This window comes from Runella sp. CRIBMP, from assembly GCF_009905605.1.
GTDB lineage: Bacteria > Bacteroidota > Bacteroidia > Cytophagales > Spirosomataceae > Runella.
The window spans coordinates 1037715-1056772 of record NZ_JAAAKZ010000002.1 but is presented as its reverse complement, the minus strand read 5'-3'; the positions used below and the strand labels follow the sequence as shown (position 1 = coordinate 1056772).

At 46.1% G+C, this 19058-nt stretch carries 16 protein-coding genes; 7 read left to right on the top strand and 9 right to left on the bottom strand.

Features of this window, described 5'->3' with window-relative positions; translation table 11 throughout:
- Nucleotides 1-24: 24 nt before the first annotated feature.
- Complete coding sequence (gene recJ, locus GVN20_RS09525; protein WP_166558079.1) at nucleotides 25-1746, bottom strand: single-stranded-DNA-specific exonuclease RecJ; 1722 nt, start codon at nucleotides 1744-1746, stop codon at nucleotides 25-27.
- A gap of 410 nt (nucleotides 1747-2156) precedes the next feature.
- Between recJ and GVN20_RS09520 the strand changes: the two genes are divergently transcribed.
- Nucleotides 2157-3218, top strand: coding sequence for a saccharopine dehydrogenase C-terminal domain-containing protein (locus tag GVN20_RS09520; protein WP_166558078.1), 1062 nt, complete (start codon nucleotides 2157-2159; stop codon nucleotides 3216-3218).
- A gap of 31 nt (nucleotides 3219-3249) precedes the next feature.
- Here GVN20_RS09520 and GVN20_RS09515 read toward each other — a convergent pair whose 3' ends face one another.
- Nucleotides 3250-3582, bottom strand: a complete 333-nt coding sequence (locus GVN20_RS09515) for an L-rhamnose mutarotase (protein ID WP_166558077.1) — start codon at nucleotides 3580-3582, stop codon at nucleotides 3250-3252.
- A gap of 150 nt (nucleotides 3583-3732) precedes the next feature.
- Nucleotides 3733-4329, bottom strand: a complete 597-nt coding sequence (locus GVN20_RS09510) for a hypothetical protein (protein ID WP_166558076.1) — start codon at nucleotides 4327-4329, stop codon at nucleotides 3733-3735.
- A 49-nt stretch (nucleotides 4330-4378) separates the two neighbouring features.
- Between GVN20_RS09510 and GVN20_RS09505 the strand changes: the two genes are divergently transcribed.
- Both GVN20_RS09505 and GVN20_RS09500 read left to right on the top strand, forming a co-directional pair.
- Nucleotides 4379-4834, top strand: coding sequence for a nuclease A inhibitor family protein (locus GVN20_RS09505; RefSeq protein WP_166558075.1), 456 nt, complete (start codon nucleotides 4379-4381; stop codon nucleotides 4832-4834).
- Between the two features lie 10 nt (nucleotides 4835-4844).
- On the top strand, nucleotides 4845-6329 hold the full coding sequence (locus GVN20_RS09500; protein WP_166558074.1) for an aldehyde dehydrogenase (NADP(+)): 1485 nt from the start codon (nucleotides 4845-4847) through the stop codon (nucleotides 6327-6329).
- Nucleotide 6330: 1 nt separating this feature from the next.
- Here GVN20_RS09500 and GVN20_RS09495 read toward each other — a convergent pair whose 3' ends face one another.
- A complete protein-coding gene (locus GVN20_RS09495; RefSeq protein WP_166558073.1) occupies nucleotides 6331-6729 on the bottom strand; it encodes a lipocalin family protein in 399 nt (132 codons plus the stop codon).
- A 208-nt stretch (nucleotides 6730-6937) separates the two neighbouring features.
- Between GVN20_RS09495 and GVN20_RS09490 the strand changes: the two genes are divergently transcribed.
- Nucleotides 6938-7681 carry a DUF4197 domain-containing protein gene (locus GVN20_RS09490; RefSeq protein WP_166558072.1) on the top strand — a complete coding sequence of 248 codons (744 nt, stop codon included), beginning with the start codon at nucleotides 6938-6940 and terminating at the stop codon, nucleotides 7679-7681.
- Between the two features lie 120 nt (nucleotides 7682-7801).
- Here GVN20_RS09490 and GVN20_RS09485 read toward each other — a convergent pair whose 3' ends face one another.
- From GVN20_RS09485 to GVN20_RS09465, 5 genes are all read right to left on the bottom strand, one after another.
- Nucleotides 7802-8824 (bottom strand): hypothetical protein, encoded by a 1023-nt coding sequence (locus GVN20_RS09485; RefSeq protein WP_166558071.1) that lies wholly within the window; start codon nucleotides 8822-8824, stop codon nucleotides 7802-7804.
- Between the two features lie 22 nt (nucleotides 8825-8846).
- Nucleotides 8847-10130, bottom strand: coding sequence for a rod shape-determining protein RodA (rodA, locus tag GVN20_RS09480; protein ID WP_166558070.1), 1284 nt, complete (start codon nucleotides 10128-10130; stop codon nucleotides 8847-8849).
- A 94-nt stretch (nucleotides 10131-10224) separates the two neighbouring features.
- Complete coding sequence (locus GVN20_RS09475) at nucleotides 10225-12147, bottom strand: penicillin-binding transpeptidase domain-containing protein (RefSeq protein WP_166558069.1); 1923 nt, start codon at nucleotides 12145-12147, stop codon at nucleotides 10225-10227.
- A gap of 188 nt (nucleotides 12148-12335) precedes the next feature.
- Nucleotides 12336-13346, bottom strand: coding sequence for an SMP-30/gluconolactonase/LRE family protein (locus tag GVN20_RS09470; RefSeq protein ID WP_166558068.1), 1011 nt, complete (start codon nucleotides 13344-13346; stop codon nucleotides 12336-12338).
- Between the two features lie 161 nt (nucleotides 13347-13507).
- Nucleotides 13508-14293 carry a hypothetical protein gene (locus tag GVN20_RS09465; RefSeq protein ID WP_166558067.1) on the bottom strand — a complete coding sequence of 262 codons (786 nt, stop codon included), beginning with the start codon at nucleotides 14291-14293 and terminating at the stop codon, nucleotides 13508-13510.
- A gap of 328 nt (nucleotides 14294-14621) precedes the next feature.
- Here GVN20_RS09465 and GVN20_RS09460 point away from each other — a divergent pair, with 328 nt between their 5' ends.
- The 3 genes from GVN20_RS09460 to GVN20_RS09450 all read left to right on the top strand — a co-directional run bounded on the left by GVN20_RS09460 (nucleotide 14622) and on the right by GVN20_RS09450 (nucleotide 18851).
- Nucleotides 14622-14831 carry an alkylphosphonate utilization protein gene (locus tag GVN20_RS09460; protein ID WP_114065138.1) on the top strand — a complete coding sequence of 70 codons (210 nt, stop codon included), beginning with the start codon at nucleotides 14622-14624 and terminating at the stop codon, nucleotides 14829-14831.
- Between the two features lie 152 nt (nucleotides 14832-14983).
- Nucleotides 14984-16429, top strand: a complete 1446-nt coding sequence (sufB, locus tag GVN20_RS09455; RefSeq protein ID WP_114065139.1) for a Fe-S cluster assembly protein SufB — start codon at nucleotides 14984-14986, stop codon at nucleotides 16427-16429.
- A gap of 121 nt (nucleotides 16430-16550) precedes the next feature.
- Nucleotides 16551-18851 (top strand): FdhF/YdeP family oxidoreductase, encoded by a 2301-nt coding sequence (locus GVN20_RS09450; protein ID WP_166558066.1) that lies wholly within the window; start codon nucleotides 16551-16553, stop codon nucleotides 18849-18851.
- The last annotated feature ends 207 nt before the right edge of the window (nucleotides 18852-19058 follow it).

The window sequence follows — 19058 nt, the reverse complement described above, 5'->3', positions numbered from 1 at the left end:
GACAGACGCGTAGAACGAGTGTTATTACTCAAATCGGATGTCTTTCAGATACAACTGTAACGTCGTTTTATCCCGAAACGTATTTTCTTCGATGGTATAGGCGATGGAAAAAGGCTTCCCAGTAATGAGTTTGGGATACATATCGGCCATGCCAAACCCAATAGCGGTAAATTTCACGGCTCCCTGTGGAGAAGGTTGAAAGACTTCTATTTTGAGGTGTTTCTCCTTCATAATGGTTGGCGTACCGCTCAAGCGTACGTCGTGGCTCGCAAATACGGGCGTCATGTTTTCGGGCCCGAAAGGGGCCATTTGTTTGAGAATATTGTAAAATTTGGCGTTGATGGCGTTTAATTCCAAATCCATGTCGATATCAACGAGCGGGGTAAGTTGTTCGGGAGAAATTCGATTTTTAACAATTTCGTCAAACCGCATCCGGAAGGCGGGTACGTTGTCGACCGCCAAGGAAAGGCCCGCCGCAAAAGTATGTCCGCCAAATTGTTCCAATAAATCGGCGCAGGCCTCTATGGCTTCGTAGACGTCAAACCCGGGCACCGAGCGTGCCGACCCCGCCGCTTTGCCGTGTGAGTTGGTCAGGATGATGGTAGGGCGGTGAAAATGCTCAATACATCGGCTCGCCACAATGCCCACCACGCCTTTGTGCCAATCTTCTTTGTACAAAACGGTGCTGTTGGCACCGACCATCCAAGCGTCCTCGCGAATCATGTTGAGGGCTTCGTCGGTGATGCTCGTATCAAACGTGCGGCGGTCACTGTTGTGTTTATTTATTTCCTGCGCAAAAGCCTCAGCTTCGTCTTTGTCGTTGCAAAGCAATAATCGAACGGCCTCTTTGGCGTGGGCAATTCGGCCAGCGGCATTGATGCGGGGCGCAAGACCAAAGACTACGTTGGTAATGTCGAGGTCGTTTTTGAAACCCGCAATCTCAATCAGTGCATTGAGGCCAACGCGTTTTCGCTCATTGAGTTTTTTGAGGCCATAAGCGGCCAAAACGCGATTTTCTCCGGTGATGTGCACGATGTCGGCGGCAATACTTACCACCAATAAATCGAGCTGGTCCATAAGCTCATCCTCGTCGGCAAATCCCTGCTGACAAAGTGCCTGCAAAAGTTTAAAGCCTACGCCGCAGCCCGTCAATTCTTTGTAAGGATACCCACAATCTTCCTGTTTTGGGTCCAGAATGGCCACAGCGGGCGGCAGGTTGGTGTCTGGGCGGTGGTGGTCGCAGATGATAAAATCAATGCCGCGACTTTTGGCATCGGCTACTTTATCGGCGGATTTGATGCCGCAGTCGAGCGTTACAATGAGCGAAAAATCATTGGCTTCGGCATAGTCAATTCCCTGCGACGAAACACCGTAGCCTTCGATGTATCGGTCGGGAATATAGTATTCAATGGAAGGGTAATATTTTTTAAGAAATCCATAAAACACCGCCACCGACGTAGCACCATCGACGTCATAATCGCCGTAAATGATGATTTTTTCCTGATTTTCAAACGCTCGGAGCAACCTTGACACAGCTTTGTCCATGTCTTTCATCAAAAACGGATCGTGGAGGTGTTCGATGGAGGGGCGAAAAAAAGCTTTGGCGGCCTCAAACGTTGTAATGCCTCTTTGCACCAGCAAACGCCCCAAAAATGGATTTACGTTGATAGAAGCAGCGAGGGTATCCGCTTGGGCTTGTTGATTTGGCGTTAGGGTTTGTCGGTATGTCCAGCGTTTGGTATTCATAGTTTGCAAATTAACGAAAATCATTGAAAGCTTTTAAATTTAATGGCCTAACGGTTACATCTATTTTGCGGTATTATTAGTAGAAATGCGCTGTTTTTGAGCTGTTTATGATTGGGTATTGATGGACAATACAAAATATCGAGATGAGTGTTTTTTGTTTTTTTAACAACAACTTGCCCAAACAACAAAGGATTTTTACATTTGCTTTGCTATGAATCCTGAACTCAAAAAATCCCTCGCTCGTTTGGCCTACCTTCGTAGTGCCTGCTCCTTTGTTCCCTAATTTTCTGACTTATAGCGCCCCACTTACAGGGCTACTCATTCGTATTTCATGGATTTCCTGCGGGCAACCAACACATTTTCGTTGTTTTCAACGTCATTATTCCATTTCATCCAAAAATCAAAAAAGTATGCAAAATGTATTAATCATTGGTTTGGGTAAGGTTGGCTCATTGGTGGCTACCTTGCTCAACAAACAATTCAGTGTAAAAGGTTTGGACAAACGTCGACCTACAAAATCGCTTCCTTTTGAAATCATCGAAGGGGATGTAACCGACGAAGCATTTATCGAAACTACACTGGCTGATTTCGATGCCGTGGTGTCGTGTATGCCTTATAATCTCAATTTGCCTATCGCCAATGCCGCCTATAAACTAGGGATTCATTATTTTGATTTGACCGAAGATGTGCCCACCACGGCTGCTATTCGCCAAATGGCCGAAACACACCGGGGTGTGATGGCCCCTCAGTGCGGATTAGCGCCAGGCCTCATCGGAATTGTGGGGGCTGATTTAGCCAAACGATTCGATAAACTTCGTGACATTGAGCTCCGTGTGGGGGCGCTGCCCTGTTATCCTAATGGGCTTTTAGGGTATTCTTTCACGTGGTCGCCAGCGGGGGTCATCAATGAATACATAAACGATGCCGAAGTAATTCATAACGGCGAACGTAAAATGGTGTCGTCGTTGGATGGTATCGAAGTAATCAACATCGAAGGGCAAGAATTTGAGGCATTTAGTACTTCAGGGGGGCTGGGTACCATGTGCGAAACCTATCTCGGAAAAGTCGATACCTTAAATTACAAGACCATTCGCTACCCTGGACACGCCAAGCTGATGCGGTTTTTGTTGTATGAATTGATTTTGAAAAACAATCGTCAGCAAATTGAAGAAATACTAACTTCGGCCAAACCTCCTGTGAAAGAGGATGTTGTGTATGTGTATGCCGTGGTAGAGGGCTGGCAAACTGACGGGCTAGCCCGTGAAGAATTTTATCGAGCCTTTCACCCTCGTCTTATTGACGGGCAGCATTGGAGGGCTATTTCTTGGACTACGGCGGCTTCTATTGCGGCAGTGGTAGAAATGGTGGCGGCGGGAGCATTGCCTCAGCAAGGCTTTATCAAACAAGAAGAGATACCGTTTGAGGCTTTTTTGGCTACGGAAAATGGGGCTTTTTTTAGAGGAAATAATTAATAAAACGTAAGGGCAGGCCTCGCGCCTGTCCTTACGTTAATTTGAAAATATTTTTCATCATCATCCATTTTTCACCTTCTTTGGCCATGGGAAGGGCTTGTTGGTAGTGCCACATCAGGTTTTCCCATTCTTGTACTTTGGGATTGGCGGCATCGGCGGCGGCTTTTTCTTCAAACGAAAAATCGTCGGTGGTTTCCATAATCATAAAAAGACGGTTGCCGATACGGTAAATCTCCATTTGGGTAATGCCCGCGCTTGTGATGCTTTCCGCGATTTCGGGGCGAATTTTTTCGTGGTATTTTTCGTATTCGGCAATGAGAGTGGGGTCGTCTTTGAGGTCGAGGGCGAGGCAATAACGCGGCATACGTAAATATCAATCAGTTGAAGAGATGATTTTTGGTTAAAAAGGCGAAGTGGTTACTTCTTTTACCCAAGTTTGGGAATTTATTGAGGCTTATAACAAAAAAGGATGGTCAGAAGACCATCCTTTTTTGTTATAAGCCTACAAATAAAATTATTTTCCAAAAAGGCCACCTAGTAAGCCGCCTAAGCCGCCGCCAGCATTGTTGTTGCCAGCACCGCCGCCCAAGAAGCTACCTCCGATGCGCATCACATCATTCATGTCCAATTTGCCATCGGCCAAAGCATACCCGATTTGATTAAAGTCAAATCCTCCCTGCTGCTGCACCTGCTGCGTTTGTTGTCCTCCTAAAAGTGAACCCATGATACTACCAAAATCCATGCTATTGTCGTTGGGATTGCTGGTTTTGGAAATCATTGAAGTAAGTACTCCTGGTAAAACTTGAGCAATCACGTTGGCCGCCGCGCTGTTTGAGAGTCCGAATTTTTCCATTAAACTTCCAATGGCATTTTGGGCAATACCCGAAACAATCGGATTGTTCATTAAATTACTGCCAGTACCGCTGTTGCCCGAGAGAAGGCCCATCAAACCACTGATGTTCCCCGATTGTGCTTGGTTTTGTAAACCACCCGTTACCGCACCCAATATCGCTTGCATAGCATCTGTATTGTGTTCGTTGGGGATTGCAGGGTTTTTAACAATGGCATCTTGTGATTGATCTTGGATAAGACCCATTAATTGCTCTAGCATTGTCTTGAAAAGTTTTTAAGTTTGACTCAAATTTAGAGATAATTTTAAAATGGAAAACAATCAACAAGATAATCTTCAAAACCCCGTTTCAATTGAATCCGGCATTGAGACGGGATTCATTTCAGAAGTCACCAGTTTGCTGAAAAATTTATTCTATCCCAGCGAGTCAGACGAGCCAATAGAATGGATTAAATTTAACGCCAGTGTTAAAGATGGGTTGATAGTCAGTGACTTAGAATTTTTTTTAGGCTATCCTCCCTCCGTGAAAGCCGAAGAGATTCTGACAGACAATTTTTGGGCACCTCTCCTTGCAGTAGAGGAATGGTACGGCGACGAGGAGCGTGCTCAGGTGGAAAATTTTAAATCCGTGAAGCAATTACTGGAAACAAATCTGAATCATCTGAAAGCATTTCGCGTTGGCCAAATCGAAATTGATTTGTATTTGGTGGGGCAACTCAATGAAAAAGAATGGGGAGGGCTAAAAACCTTACTCGTTGAAACCTAAATTTTTTGAAATGACTAAACTATTTCAGGATGCTACCTTGACCGAAATTGAGGACGCAATGCAGCGGGCGTACGCCGCATTTTTGATATATCGCCGCACAACGGCTAAACAAAAAGCGAGCTTTATACGTGCCGTTGCCGACGAAATTGAAGCCTTGGGCGAACCGCTGATTGAAGTCGCCATGCGTGAAACCCACCTCCTTGCCGCCCGACTGACGGGTGAGCGTGGGCGAACCTGCTTCCAACTTCGCAACATTGCCGACGTGGTGGCCGAGGGTTCATGGGTTGAAGCTACGATTGACACGGCGCTTCCTGAGCGTTTGCCACTGCCCAAGCCTGATATTCGGAACATGCTGGTTCCTATTGGCCCCGTGGTGGTATTTGGGGCAAGCAACTTTCCGTTTGCCTATTCTACGGCGGGTGTTGACCCTGCTGCCGCATGGGGTGCAGGGTGTCCAGTGGTGGTGAAAGCCCACCCCGCTCATCCCGAAACCTCGGAGATGGTGGCGGCCGCCGTCAAAAAAGCCATTGCTAAAACAGGAATGCCCGAGGGGCTTTTTGAGCACATTCATGGTGCCAATTTTGAAATTGGGAAAGCCTTGGTTTTACACCCCAAAACGGCGGCAGTGGGCTTTACGGGTTCTTTTGCCGGAGGTAAGGCCCTGTTTGACTTGGCTGCGCAACGACCGGTTCCCATTCCCGTTTTTGCCGAAATGGGAAGCACCAATCCCGTCTTTTTATTGCCCGATGTCCTTGAAAAAGAAGCTGAGAAGTACGCAAAAATGTACGCTGGCTCCATCACGGGGGGAATGGGACAATTCTGTACCAAACCTGGGCTTCTCATCGGGATTGAAAGTCAGGGGTTAGACACATTTATCAGCGTATTGGCGACGGAGATTCGGGCCATTCTGCCCGCTCCGATGCTTCATTCGGGCATTGCCAAGGCATTCAGAACAAAGAGAGCGGACGTATTAGGGCAACAGACAGTCGTTGTGGAAGCCGAAACTTCGCAGCACTACGGGGAAGAAGAAGGGATTCCAAGCGTAGCTTCCGTGACGGCGGCGCAGTTTGTGGCTAATCCCGCGCTTCATCAGGAAGTGTTCGGGCCTTTTTCTCTACTGATTAAGTGCAAAGATGCCGCTGAAATGCAGGAAGTGATTGGTCATTTGGAAGGACAGTTGACGTGTACAGTTGTCGGTACCGAAAAAGATTTAGCTCAGGCCGCTGAGTTATTGTTTTCCGTCAGTCTCATTTGCGGGCGACTTATTTTAAACGGTGTTCCAACGGGAGTGGAAGTGGGGGCGGCTATGCAGCACGGAGGGCCTTTTCCTGCGAGTACCGATGGGCGTTTTGGCTCTGTTGGCCCGCACGCCATGAAGCGATTTGTACGGCCGTTGGCCTTCCAAAACTTCCCGATGCCCTTATTGCCCGATGAACTCAAAGACGGAAACCCCTTGGGGATTTGGCGCATGGTAAATGGCAATTGGGAGAAATAATTTATTGTTTTCCAAAGATATATTCTCCCGTTCCGTAAGGGTTCAAAACGAGCCTTTTGGAAGAAAGGGAGACCAATTCAATCAATCGTCCGTTGCTCGAAGACATACAGACGGCCCTGATTCTGACGTTTTTATCTTCGATTTCGTAGCTGCCACCGCCACACCCCAAAAAAGCATACTCACTGGGTTTGGTGTTTTGAAAATATTCGTTGAATTGTTTATCGTTGGAGAATGTGACAAAAACACCTTTGTCGTTCGGAACCGTTATTGGCGTGCAGTTGGTACTGCCAGTGGGTTTGCAGTAGGAAATTAATTTCCACGTTCCGATGAGTTCATTGTCGAGATTTTTGTTGCAACAAAAGCAGCCTGTAAGTAAGAGAAATAGAAGAAGTTTTTTCATAGTAACTCAGTCAATAGCGTTTTTTCAACGTTCTGTATAAGACGCAATTGACCCTTTTAGGGTTGTAATGATTGTAAAAATAGGAACAGGATTGAAATAATTTTTGTCATTTCTCCATACCATTACTTACCTTAAAGAAGTTAGTCTAATGCTAGATAGCAAAAAAGAAGCTTTAAGCATGTTTATTCAACCAATTGTATATCACATCATGAAAACATCTTTCATTTACGTATTTACGCTGTTTGTTTCGGTCAATGCCCTAGCGCAGGAGGAAACGAAGAAAAAAGGTCTAGGCGGATTTCTGGAAAAAGCGGGTCAGGTGATTAATTCGCCGTCGGTGGGTGATTTGAGCAACGACGAAATTGTGCAGGGGTTAAAAGAAGCTTTGAAAGTGGGTATTTCCAACGGCTCGGCGCAGGCCTCGGCCGTAGACGGATACTTTAAAAATAGCCTCATTAAAATTGCGTTTCCGCCCGATATTCAGCGCGTAGAAGCGCGGTTGCGTCAGCTGGGCCTTGGCAACGAAGTAGACCGTTTTGTATTGTCGCTCAACCGGGCCGCCGAAGATGCCGCCAAAAAATCCAAACCTGTATTCGTAAAAGCTATTACGTCGATGACCATTCAGGATGCCGTGGGTATCTTACGAGGAGATTCTACCGCTGCCACTCAATACCTACGTCGTACGACGAATGAAGAGTTGTATAAGCAGTTTTTTCCCGTGGTAGACAGTACATTACAACTCAACAAAGCCACAAAATACTACGCAGACCTAATCAATACTTATAACAAGCTGCCGTTGGTCCAAAAAGTAAATCCAGATTTGAAGCAATACGCTACCCAAAAAGCAATTGATGGATTGTTTGTACTGGTGGCACAAGAAGAGCGCAAAATTCGGAAAGACCCCGTGGCGCGGGTGAATGATTTGTTACAAAAAGTCTTTGGACAAAAGTAATTTTAAGCCGCTTTGAAGAGGTCTCGGTTTAAGAAATCAGTGGTCTTGGTTTGAAAATCAGTGGTCTCGGTTTCTCAAAACCGAGACTTTTGTGTAAAGTCCAGAGAGCCTTTAAAAATGTCAGTGTACCGATACCAATTCGAGGCTCCGCATGACGACTTCGCCCATGCTACGGCATTTTAAAAAACTCGTGTTTCGGTAGTGTTGCGCGAGTTCGCGCTTCAATTGCTCTAAGTTTTGGGTCGATGAAATCGTATCGGCCATCATCACATTCATCAAATCCTGAATCCGCGTTCGTTCTACCCGAATGCGCCCCGAAATCAACGATCGTTCTTCCTTTTGGTATTGCTCCACACTCTCCGAAGTTAGGTATTTCATGCCTACTTCAATGATGGCGTTGTTTTGCTTGAAATATTGGGGCAGATAAACGGCCTTTTTTCCTTCGTAGGATTGCTGGTCAAAATCAATGGAGCGAATGCGGTAATAAATTTCTTCAAAGTCCGGGGTAATATCGACTACAAAATTGCTGGAGTGCATATCGCCTAATAGACGCACAAAACAGCGCTCGTTAAATTTTACGAATTCTTTGCAAAACCGAACAGTGTTGAGATTGGGCTCGTACAGGTAATTTTTGATAAACATATCCCCCGGAATTCCGGCAATGTGTTCTTCAATCAACGTCTCGTCGCTGGTTAGGTAGCTGATGCGGTTTGGAGATAGAATGTGCTCTAATTCAAGCCCATAAATGCGCGATGAATCGGCGTTTTTAACGTAAAAATAGTCAAAGTTATCATTGACTTTATTCACAATTCGAATCCGAAAAGGCTTCGAGTTGCCGTAAGAGCACACATCCACCCGGTCCACATACAAGTGCTTCATGACCGACAAGTCGCCGTCGGCTTTTAGGTCGGCGTAGATGGTTTTGAGGGCGTAATAGATTTCGTCAATCTCGCTATGGGCGTAGAAGACCGTTTCCCAGAGGGTATCATTTCCACGTTTGTCATACAACGGAATGGCGTTGTCGTATCGCAATAAGTAACGATAATCAATCGGCAAAGCCACTTCGCGGTTATAACTCTCCAAATACTTGCGTAAATCGGCATTGATTCGGAAAGGAACCTTTTTTTTGGAGATGAAGGCCATAATCAGTACTGTCCTTTTTTTATCATGTTCGCGACAGCGTAAACGGTCGTTGGGCGTCCAATTTAAGGAAAATAAACAGCAAAATCGTAAATGCCCACATCGAAGACCCGCCGTAGCTGAAGAAGGGCAGGGGAATCCCGATGACGACCATCAAACCGATGGTCATACCGATGTTGACCAAAAAGTGAAAAAACAGAATCCCCGCTACGCAATACCCATACGCCCGGGCAAAACGCGTTCGTTGGCGTTCGGCCAGAAAAATCAAGCGGCACATCAATCCCAGAATGAGCAACACCACAGCGGCACTTCCTACGAAGCCGTGCTCTTCGCCGATGGTACAAAAAATAAAATCGGTGTGCTGTTCGGGTACGAAGTTGAACTTGGTTTGGGTGCCATCCAGAAACCCTTTTCCCCACAAACGACCAGAACCAATGGCTATTTTTGACTGGATTACGTTCCAGCCTTTGCCCATCGGGTCGGCTTTGGGGTCAATCAATACCTCAATCCGCTTGCGGTGGTGAGGTTGAAGTACGTTTTTGATGAGAAAATCGACACTGGCCGAAAATAGCATCATTGCCCCGAAAATCACCGATAAGTTGATGATTGTTTTCCGGTTTCGGTCGTATCTGGGGAGAACAAAGCGAAAAATAATAATCGCTAATACCACCAATCCCAACGAAATATACAAAGGAGAAAAGAACAGCGAAAGGATGAATAACGTAATGGAAATCAGCAAAATGGAGGGGTAAATGCCGGGGATTCCTTCCCGGTACAAGACCACCATAAAAGAGGCAAACACCAACGCACAGCCCGTTTCTTTGGAAAGAATAATAAGCAACATGGGCAGAAGTATGATGCCGGCGGTCAAGAGTAAATCTCGAAATTTAGTGAGGTTGACATTGGGCTGCGTGACAAACTTGCTGATCATCAAGGCGGTGCCTAATTTGGCAAATTCGGCGGGTTGAAGGGAAAAAGAGCCGATTTTAATCCAAGATTTGGAGCCGTTTATATCACTCCCAATGACCAGAACTGCCAGTAGCAGAAAGATACAAAACCCATAAATAATGGGGGCAAAGGCTTCCCAAAATTTATGGTCGATTACCAGAATAGCGATGATGAGGAATACCCCCGTACCGATAAACATCAACTGCCGACCGGCACTGTTGGAAAGGTCAAACAATTTGGTCTGCTCTTCTGGGTTGTACACCGCAGCGTAGACGTTGAAAAGGCCCATCGTGACGCACGCGGCATAAATCAATACGGTCAGCCAATCTATATTTTGGGTAATGTGTTCGTTACGAGCCATTTTCTTAGGGTAATACTTTTCTAGTTCTTAATTGTGCTTTGCGATTTCCGTTGCCGAAAAGGTAAGCGGATGTCTAAAGCGTTTCTATTAAGAATTAGGGAGCTTCCGTTAATTTATTGAATGCCGCCTTTTCGCGGTTTACGATGGTTGCTTCGGGCTTAGTGGGCGCGGGCTTTTGCTCTTTAGGCTTCGGAAGTTGAGACTTGGGAATAATCACGTTTTGGAGGAAGTTTTTATTCATCCATTCTTGCTCATAGGCTTTACGGTCTACGTGCCGTTTGATGTATTTTTCAATCACCAACGAAGCCACGGGTGCGGCGGCAAATCCTCCAAAACCAGCATTTTCTACAAAGACCGCAATGGCGATTTTTGGGTTATCTTTGGGCGCAAAAGCGATAAAAATAGAGTGGTCTTTTCCCTTTTTATTTTGAGATGTTCCCGTTTTTCCGCACATGACGATGTCGGGAATAATAGCACCCCGAGAAACGGTTCCCCTTACAACGGCCATTTCCATTCCATCCACCACAGGCTCAAAATAGCGGCGGTCAACGCCCGTTTCGTGTCGCTGCTTAAACTCAGGAAGAGGATTGTCGTTTTTGCCGATTCCTTTTACCAAGTGAGGGGCAATGTACCAGCCACGATTGGCGATGGTAGCGGCCAGATTGGCCAGCTTGAGCGGGGTAATCAACAATTCACCCTCGCCGATGCTGAGTGAATATATATTTGAAAACTTCCAGCCGTTTACACCATACCATTTATCATAAAATTCAACGTTGGGCAATTTACCGAGGGCTTCGCTGGGTAGGTCAATGCCAAGTTTTTGACCAAAACCAAATTTTTCGGTATAGTCATGCCATTTCCGCAGCCCCATAGCGGAGGCTTTGAACGTATTTTTTTCAGTATTGGCGTAAATCATTCTCCTAAATACGTGATAAAAATAGGGGTTGCAGGACCACTGAATGGCACTGTGTACTCCTGATAGTCCGCCGTGACCGTGGCATTTCATGGGGGCGCCTGCGTGGGAAAATATACTGCCCGGCGAAATGGCCCCTTCCTGCATGGCCACCAACGCCTGTACCGTTTTGAAGGTAGAACCTGGTCGGTAGCTGCCCATCACGGCGCGGTTGAGCAGCGGACGGTAGGGGTTGAGCGCCAATTTTGCGTAGTTTTTTGAAAAATCGCGCGTGGCAAACAGCGCGGGGTCGTAGCTAGGCGCGGAAGTGATGGCCAATACCTCCCCGCTCGAAGGCTCAATCGCCACCACGGCACCCGCTTTTCCCTGCATCAGGCTATCCACATATTGCTGGATTTCGAGGTCGATACTGGTGTATAAATTCTGCCCAGCTTGCGCGATGGTGTCCAATTCGCCGCCTTTCCACGGCCCTTTGGCAACCCCGTTGACGTCTTGCATCACGTATCTTACTCCTCGCTGTCCGCGTAGGTATTCTTCATAGAATTTCTCCAAGCCACTTTGTCCCATCAAATCTCCTTGCCGATAATACGGATACTCTTGAGCGTCCAATTGCTTTTGGGAGATTTCACTTACGTAACCCAACGCATGGGCGAGGGTAGGAGCGGAGTAAGTCCTGACGGAGCTTTTTACGTACTCAAAGCCGGGATAATCAACCAGCACATCTTGAATATGGGCAAAATCCTCTTTGGATAATTGCCGCAGAAAAAGCGAAGGTTTTTTGCGAGAATACACCTTGGCTGCTTTCATCAGGCTGTCAAAATCAGCCCGTGTAATGCTGAGAGCATTGCATAGCGCAAGGGTGTCTGCTACTTTGAGTTTGTTGGGGGTAACGTACAGGTCGTAAACCAACGTGTTATAAACAATCAGGTTGCCATAACGGTCATAGACCTGGCCCCGCATCGGTACATCGGGAATGGCCCGAATGGAGTTACTGGCGGTTTCGTACGTATTATCAAGTACTTGAAGGTACAGCAGGCGTATCAGATAAATAATTCCTACCAACACAAACAATCCATACACGAAAAACTTTCTATTCTCTGACATTTACTTTAGCTGATGATTAATGGTAATGCGTACTTCTTTTAGGCCTGCCTTCAACGATATTAAGTTGATGAATCACTAATACAAAGTTCGCGGGTTTTAATCAATTTTCAAGCATAAAATAACGTAATTCAATAAAAAAAGGAGGAACCAGTCCCCCTTCTTTCAGAAGTATATTTTTGGGAACAGTTTTACCATCCTGCTCCTTTGGTTTTGGTCTTAATTCGGCATAAGTACATGTCGGCGGTGATGTACAGCGTTGAGCCATCGTCGCCCCAGCCGCAATTGGCCGTTGCTTCTCCAGTGTCAATTCTGCCCAGTAGTTTTCCCGACGGAGAGAAGATTAAAACACCGCCCGGCCCAGTGCTCCACACATTGCCGCTAATATCTACTTTTAGGCCGTCGGGTAAGCCGGGCAATCCTTGTTTGACCATCGGCGTGGCGTCATAAAATACCTTTCCGGGGCCGACAGTGCCATCAGACAGCATTGGAAATGCCATAATAACTGCTTTGCTCGGGTCTGATTGCGCTACATACAGAATTTTTTCGTCGGGCGAAAACGCCAGTCCGTTCGGACGCGTCATGTCTTTGGTTAGCAGCGTCACTTTGCCGTCGGCAGCCGCCCTATATACCCCAAACCAGTCGATTTCGCGGGTGGGGTCTTCATGCTTCTTAGGTAAACCATACGGAGGGTCGGTAAAATAATAAGCCCCACTCGAATGTTGCACCACGTCGTTGGGGCTATTGAAGCGCTTGCCCTGATAATTGTCGGTGATGGTACGTTTACCGACTCCCGTGAGGGGCATGACTGAAATCCTCCGGTCGCCGTGTTCGGCCAATACCAAGTGCCCCTGTCGGTTGAGTGTGAGTCCGTTGCTGCCGGGTTCGTCGCCGTAAGTGCCGGCCCCCGTAAAACCCGAAGGTTTTAGAAATGGGGTAAGCCCTTCTTTGGCACTCCATTTGAAGACCGTATTCTGCGGTACATCCGAAAACAATAGATAACCGCTATCATTAATCCATACTGGACCTTCGGCCCACACAAATCCCGAAGCTAAGACCTCTATTTTAGCGTCGGACGCAATCAAGGCATCCAATTGCGGGTCTATCCGCACGACTTTGCCAAGGGTAGGAAAGGAAGATTGGGCCAACAAAGTAGATTGGCCAACAAGCCACGTAAATATCAGGAGCGCTGGGAATTTCATAGTTGGAGGTTTAGTAGTTAAGTCAACTATTGCTCAAAGTTCATTTTTGGCTTTGTATAATGTTCCAGCTTCCTGAATCTTTTTGGACAAAAACGATAAACCCGTCAATGCGAGAGGCGTTGACGGGTTTGTCGTTAAAATAGATGAACTAAATCATGCTACTAAAGGGTTGCTTTCAGCAAGACCGCTTTTACTTTGGTGTAATATAAAGTGGTAATTCCCTCAAATCCTGAATCCGTACCCACCAGGAGCCACAATTCGCCCTTGTCGTTGGTTTTGGCCGAAAAAGCCTTTGATTGGTTGGTCCGTTTGATGATTTGGTATTTGTATGTTTCTCCTTCAATACCAACGGTTCCTAACACGATGGCGTTTTTGCCGCCGCTGCTTTGATTGCCTTTGTCCCAGTTCAGGGTCCAGTGTTGGGCATTGGTGCTGTCTTTTACTTTTTGGGGTTCAATTCCCGAAGCCCCCGCTTTCAAGTAAACCGCTCCGCCTGGTGAGCCACCCACGCCCACGCCTTTTTCGGGGTATTTTGACGCTAGTTCCACTTCAAAAGTGATGTCGTACGTTTGGTTGGGAGCCAAGCCAGTCAGCTTTCGTTTCAGGTACATAAACGCATCGTCGCTGCGGTTGTGGCTCGTCAGCATAAATCCCTTTTTGAGGGAGTCGGTAGGCAAAGCCGTGATTTTTGCACTGAACTCCATGATGGAGTCTTGTTGGGTGCTGAAGTCGGTAAGGCCCGCTTCCCAGTTCTCGTTGCCTTTGTTAAAATCGCTGGTGTGAATAAAATTAGGTCCTACGTTGTCGTCGGTTGTGTCGCAGCTTGCCATTCCCAGCGTCAGTACGGCTCCAATCCCCCAAATCGCTTTTCTACCCGTTGATTTTGAGTGGTTTACCACTTGTTGCCACATTCCGATGGCCAACCCTTTTACTTGCATTGATTTCATTGCTGTTTACTTTTTTTTTAAGATGAATAATGGTGAATTCAAGGACGCGAATTCATCAAAGTGACGCGGAGGGTTGAGAGAAGGTTGGAAAATGGGTTGTGAAAAAATAGTTTTGAGGGTCGTATATTTTCGTGATACGCGGCAGAGTAACGGCGTAGTTGGCTGAATTACAGCGTACATAAGAAGCTGAAATTTTACTTAAAAAAAGAGAAAAAATTGAGCTGAAATAAAAGGACAAAGTACAGCCAAGGCCTGAGAACAATCATAAAATACGTGTTTAAAATAAAGCTACCTTTGCGGTCAAAATGATAAACATTAAGGCAAAAACATGGAAGTCAAAGACAGTAACGGGAATTTATTGAATGAAGGTGATTCGGTTTCAGTAATCAAAGATTTAAAAGTTAAAGGCTCGTCGAGCGTCATCAAAAGGGGGACAATTGTCCGTAAAATCCGCCTGACCGACAGCGAATCTGAAATTGAAGGGAAAGTCGAGAAAACGGTGATGGTCTTAAAAACAGAATTTTTGAAAAAGGTATAACTCAACATTTATACGGCATACTCCGTACATCCAGAGGAGTTCTGGCCTCATGCTTATCTTTATTTAGAATTTTTTTAAGATATTTGTACCCCGATTAGAACAGAAAGTACGCATTTGTTGTTGAATTATTGAATTAACTGCACACATACGCGATGAGCAAAGAGGTAGATATCCTGGAAGAAATTACCAACTCCGAATATAAGTATGGCTTCGTAACTGACATAGAAGCTGATGAAGCCGCGCCTGGCCTGACGGAAGATACCGTACGGTGGATTTCGGCCAAGAAACAAGAGCCAGAATGGATGACGGAGTATCGTTTAAAAGCATTTAAGATTTGGCAAAGCATGACTGAGCCCACGTGGCCCAATGTTCATTATACGCCCGTTGATTATCAAGCGATTAAATATTATTCTGCCCCCAAGCAGAAAAAGGAGATAGGTTCGTTGGATGAAATTGACCCTGAATTGAGACGTACTTTTGAACGTTTGGGAATTTCGCTGAACGAACAAAAACGTTTGTCGGGTGTAGCAGTAGATGCCGTTATCGACTCGATTTCCGTAGCCACTACTTTTAAGGTGGAACTCAAAAAACAAGGCATCATTTTCTGCTCTATGAGCGAGGCCATTCAGGACCATCCTGAGTTGGTTCGTAAGTACCTTGGTTCGGTTGTTCCAGCCAAAGACAACTATTTTTCGGCACTGAATGCTGCGGTTTTCTCGGATGGCTCGTTTTGTTATATCCCCAAAGGCGTTCGTTGTCCGATGGAACTTTCGACCTATTTCCGAATCAACGCTTCTGGAACTGGACAATTTGAAAGGACGCTTATCGTAGCTGATGAAGGCTCTTACGTAAGCTACTTAGAAGGATGTACTGCTCCCATGCGCGACGAGCACCAACTACACGCCGCCGTGGTAGAAATCATTGCCCATGAGCGCGCCGAAGTAAAATACAGCACAGTACAAAACTGGTACCCAGGCGATAAAGAAGGCCGTGGAGGAATTTATAACTTCGTCACCAAGCGGGGTATTTGCGAAGGTGCCCACTCGAAAATCTCGTGGACACAGGTTGAGACTGGCTCGGCCATTACATGGAAATACCCTTCTGTTATCTTGAAAGGTGACAACTCCATCGGCGAGTTTTATTCGGTGGCGTTGACCAATAATATGCAGCAAGCCGATACGGGAACCAAGATGATTCACATTGGCAAAAACACCAAAAGCCGAATCGTATCGAAAGGTATTTCGGCGGGTAAAAGCCAAAACTCTTACCGTGGATTGGTTCAGGTGTTTAAGCGTGCCGAAAACGCCCGTAATTTCTCGCAATGCGATTCGTTGTTGCTCGGCGATACGTGCGGAGCGCATACTTTCCCTTACATCGAGGTAAACAATACCACCTCAACGGTAGAACACGAAGCGACCACCTCCAAAATTGGAGAAGATCAGTTGTTTTACTGTAACCAACGCGGTATTCCGACCGAGCAGGCTGTGGCATTGATTGTCAATGGGTATGCCAAAGAAGTTTTGAATCAACTTCCGATGGAATTTGCGGTAGAAGCCCAAAAATTGCTCGAAATTAGCCTCGAAGGTTCGGTAGGCTAAGAGTAGCAATTTGAAAACGTTGCTTTTTTAGGTAGAGCTACGCTAAAAACATTCAGATAAAGAATAGGTTTATGATGGTGATAGGACATAGTTCTTATCACCATTTATTTTTGGTAAAAACATGAAAAAGAAAACGACCCTAACCCCCGAACTCACCCCCGAAACACTAACGGGCCTAAAAACCAGTGAACCCAAAGACGTGGCCGTTGGAATGCCCGCGGTTGTCAGCTCCATGAAACACGTTTTTGGGGCGATGGACGTAGGAAGAGGGGTAAAAGCGTTGCTTAATCTAAACCAAAAAGATGGATTTGACTGCCCGAGCTGTGCGTGGCCTGACCCCGACGACGAACGCTCGTCGTTTGCGGAATACTGCGAAAATGGTGCTAAAGCAGTGGCTGAAGAAGCGACGACCAAACGGCTTTTGCCCGAATTTTTTGCCAAGCATTCAATTGCTGAATTGGGCACGTGGAGCGATTATGAACTAAGCCAGCAGGGGCGTATTGCGCAACCCATGCATAAACGCAAAGGGGCCGAATACTATGAGCCGATTGTTTGGGAAGAAGCCTTTGCGTTGATTGCCAAACATCTTAATGAACTACAATCCCCCAACGAAGCGATATTTTATACATCGGGACGCACGAGCAACGAAGCGGCGTTTTTGTATCAGCTTTTTGTGCGCGAATACGGAACCAACAACTTACCCGATTGCTCTAATATGTGCCATGAGTCGAGCGGAGTGGCCCTGATTGAAACCGTTGGTATTGGTAAAGGTTCGGTGAAGTTAGAAGATTTGTATCTGGCCGATTTGATTATCATTGCGGGCCAGAATCCAGGTACGAATCACCCCCGGATGCTGAGTGCGCTCGAAAAAGCCAAGCGCAACGGCGCCAAAATACTGTCGGTTAACCCGCTGCACGAAACGGGGCTGGTAGCGTTCAGTAACCCTCAAACGGCGGGGGGATTGTTAGGGGCCAAAACCGACCTCTCTGATGTGTTTTTACAGGTACGCATCAATGGCGATGTGCCGCTTTTCAAAGCCCTGTTGAAATTAATGCACGCAGAAGAACAGAAAAACGGGGGAGTATTTGATTGGAAATTTATTGAAGCAAAAACCACTGGAGTTCAGGAATTGCTCGTCGATTTAGAAAAATATACGCTCCAACAACTTGCCGATGATTGTGGGTTGAGCCTGAGCCAGTTGCGAGAAGCGGCGGAGTTGATTATACACTCAGAAAAAATTGTTGCCTGCTGGGCTATGGGCCTGACTCAGCATAAAAATGCGGTTGATAATATTAGGGAGGTGGTGAATCTGCTCTTGCTCAAAGGCTCGATTGGAAAGCCTGGGGCTGGTACCTGCCCAGTGCGTGGGCACAGCAACGTGCAGGGAGACCGAACCATGGGAATTTGGGAAATGCCGCCCAAGTCATTTTTGGACAGTTTGGAGAAACAATTTGGGTTTCAGCCACCCCGCGAACACGGATACAATACGGTGGAGGCCATCAAAGCCATGCATGAACGCAAAGCCTCGGTTTTCTTTGCCATGGGCGGAAATTTCCTTTCGGCTACTCCAGACACTGTCTACACTGCGCAAGCACTGAGAAATTGCCGCCTGACGGCGCATGTTTCGACCAAATTGAATCGAAGCCATTTGGTAACGGGGGAAGAAGCCCTGATTTTGCCGTGTCTGGGCCGTACCGACATGGACATTCAGCAAGGAGAAGCGCAGTTTGTGAGTGTTGAAAATTCAATGGGTGTGGTACACCAATCCAAGGGAAAGTTGAAGCCGATTTCTGAATTTTTGTTGAGCGAGCCTGATATAGTACGTAGGCTGGCAAATTCCGTTTTGGAATATAAATCTGTGGTTGATTGGGATAAATATATATCCCATTATGACAACATAAGAGCGGCCATAGAGCGTACTATTCCTGGGTTTGAAAATTATAATGAACGGGTACGCAAGCCAGGTGGGTTTTATTTGCCAAACGGTGCCCGTGAGGGTGATTTTAATACAAACAGTAGAAAAGCGGTATTCTCGGTCAATCAGTATGTACCTTTACAACTGGCAGATGACGAATATTTGATGATGACCATCAGAAGCCATGACCAATTTAACACCACGATTTATGGCCTTGACGACCGTTATCGTGGTATATATAACGAGCGTAGAGTGGTGTTGATGAATGAAAAAGATATTCTTAAAAGAGGGTGGAAATCAGGCACAAAAGTGGATTTATTTAACTATTTTGGTGGTGTAGAGCGAACAGCACCCCAATTCATCATTGTAGCGTATTCAATTCCTGAAAGATGTGTTGCAACTTATTTTCCCGAAACAAATACACTGGTTCCCATTGACAGTTTTGCAGATAGAAGTATGACACCTACTTCCAAAACAGTTATAATTCAAATAAAGCCGGTGGTTTAGTTATTTTGGCAAGGTAATTTTCTTTGAAAGCTACGGCGTGGTCAAAAACTGTGCCGGGTGAATTTTTTAGCTATTTTTACTTTTATTCCAATCGTTTTCAAACTTATCCTTAAAGGTTTTTAAAAATACTTAATGGCACAGACTATCAGTAAGTTAGGGTTGGTGTACATTTGGGGATAGTAATTTTGAGGCGTATAATTAATGTTT

Bases quoted from the DNA above. Each gene is read 5' to 3' on its own strand.
- GVN20_RS09515 (WP_166558077.1), bottom strand. From the start codon at position 3,582: ATGCCGCGTTATTGCCTCGCCCTCGACCTCAAAGACGACCCCACTCTC.
- GVN20_RS09505 (WP_166558075.1), top strand. From the start codon at position 4,379: ATGGAAAACAATCAACAAGATAATCTTCAAAACCCCGTTTCAATTGAA.
- sufB (WP_114065139.1), top strand. From the start codon at position 14,984: ATGAGCAAAGAGGTAGATATCCTGGAAGAAATTACCAACTCCGAATAT.
- GVN20_RS09475 (WP_166558069.1), bottom strand. From the start codon at position 12,147: ATGTCAGAGAATAGAAAGTTTTTCGTGTATGGATTGTTTGTGTTGGTA.
- GVN20_RS09520 (WP_166558078.1), top strand. From the start codon at position 2,157: ATGCAAAATGTATTAATCATTGGTTTGGGTAAGGTTGGCTCATTGGTG.
- rodA (WP_166558070.1), bottom strand. From the start codon at position 10,130: ATGGCTCGTAACGAACACATTACCCAAAATATAGATTGGCTGACCGTA.
- GVN20_RS09485 (WP_166558071.1), bottom strand. From the start codon at position 8,824: ATGGCCTTCATCTCCAAAAAAAAGGTTCCTTTCCGAATCAATGCCGAT.
- GVN20_RS09465 (WP_166558067.1), bottom strand. From the start codon at position 14,293: ATGAAATCAATGCAAGTAAAAGGGTTGGCCATCGGAATGTGGCAACAA.
- GVN20_RS09490 (WP_166558072.1), top strand. From the start codon at position 6,938: ATGAAAACATCTTTCATTTACGTATTTACGCTGTTTGTTTCGGTCAAT.
- GVN20_RS09460 (WP_114065138.1), top strand. From the start codon at position 14,622: ATGGAAGTCAAAGACAGTAACGGGAATTTATTGAATGAAGGTGATTCG.
- recJ (WP_166558079.1), bottom strand. From the start codon at position 1,746: ATGAATACCAAACGCTGGACATACCGACAAACCCTAACGCCAAATCAA.
- GVN20_RS09495 (WP_166558073.1), bottom strand. From the start codon at position 6,729: ATGAAAAAACTTCTTCTATTTCTCTTACTTACAGGCTGCTTTTGTTGC.
- GVN20_RS09470 (WP_166558068.1), bottom strand. From the start codon at position 13,346: ATGAAATTCCCAGCGCTCCTGATATTTACGTGGCTTGTTGGCCAATCT.
- GVN20_RS09500 (WP_166558074.1), top strand. From the start codon at position 4,845: ATGACTAAACTATTTCAGGATGCTACCTTGACCGAAATTGAGGACGCA.
- GVN20_RS09450 (WP_166558066.1), top strand. From the start codon at position 16,551: ATGAAAAAGAAAACGACCCTAACCCCCGAACTCACCCCCGAAACACTA.
- GVN20_RS09510 (WP_166558076.1), bottom strand. From the start codon at position 4,329: ATGCTAGAGCAATTAATGGGTCTTATCCAAGATCAATCACAAGATGCC.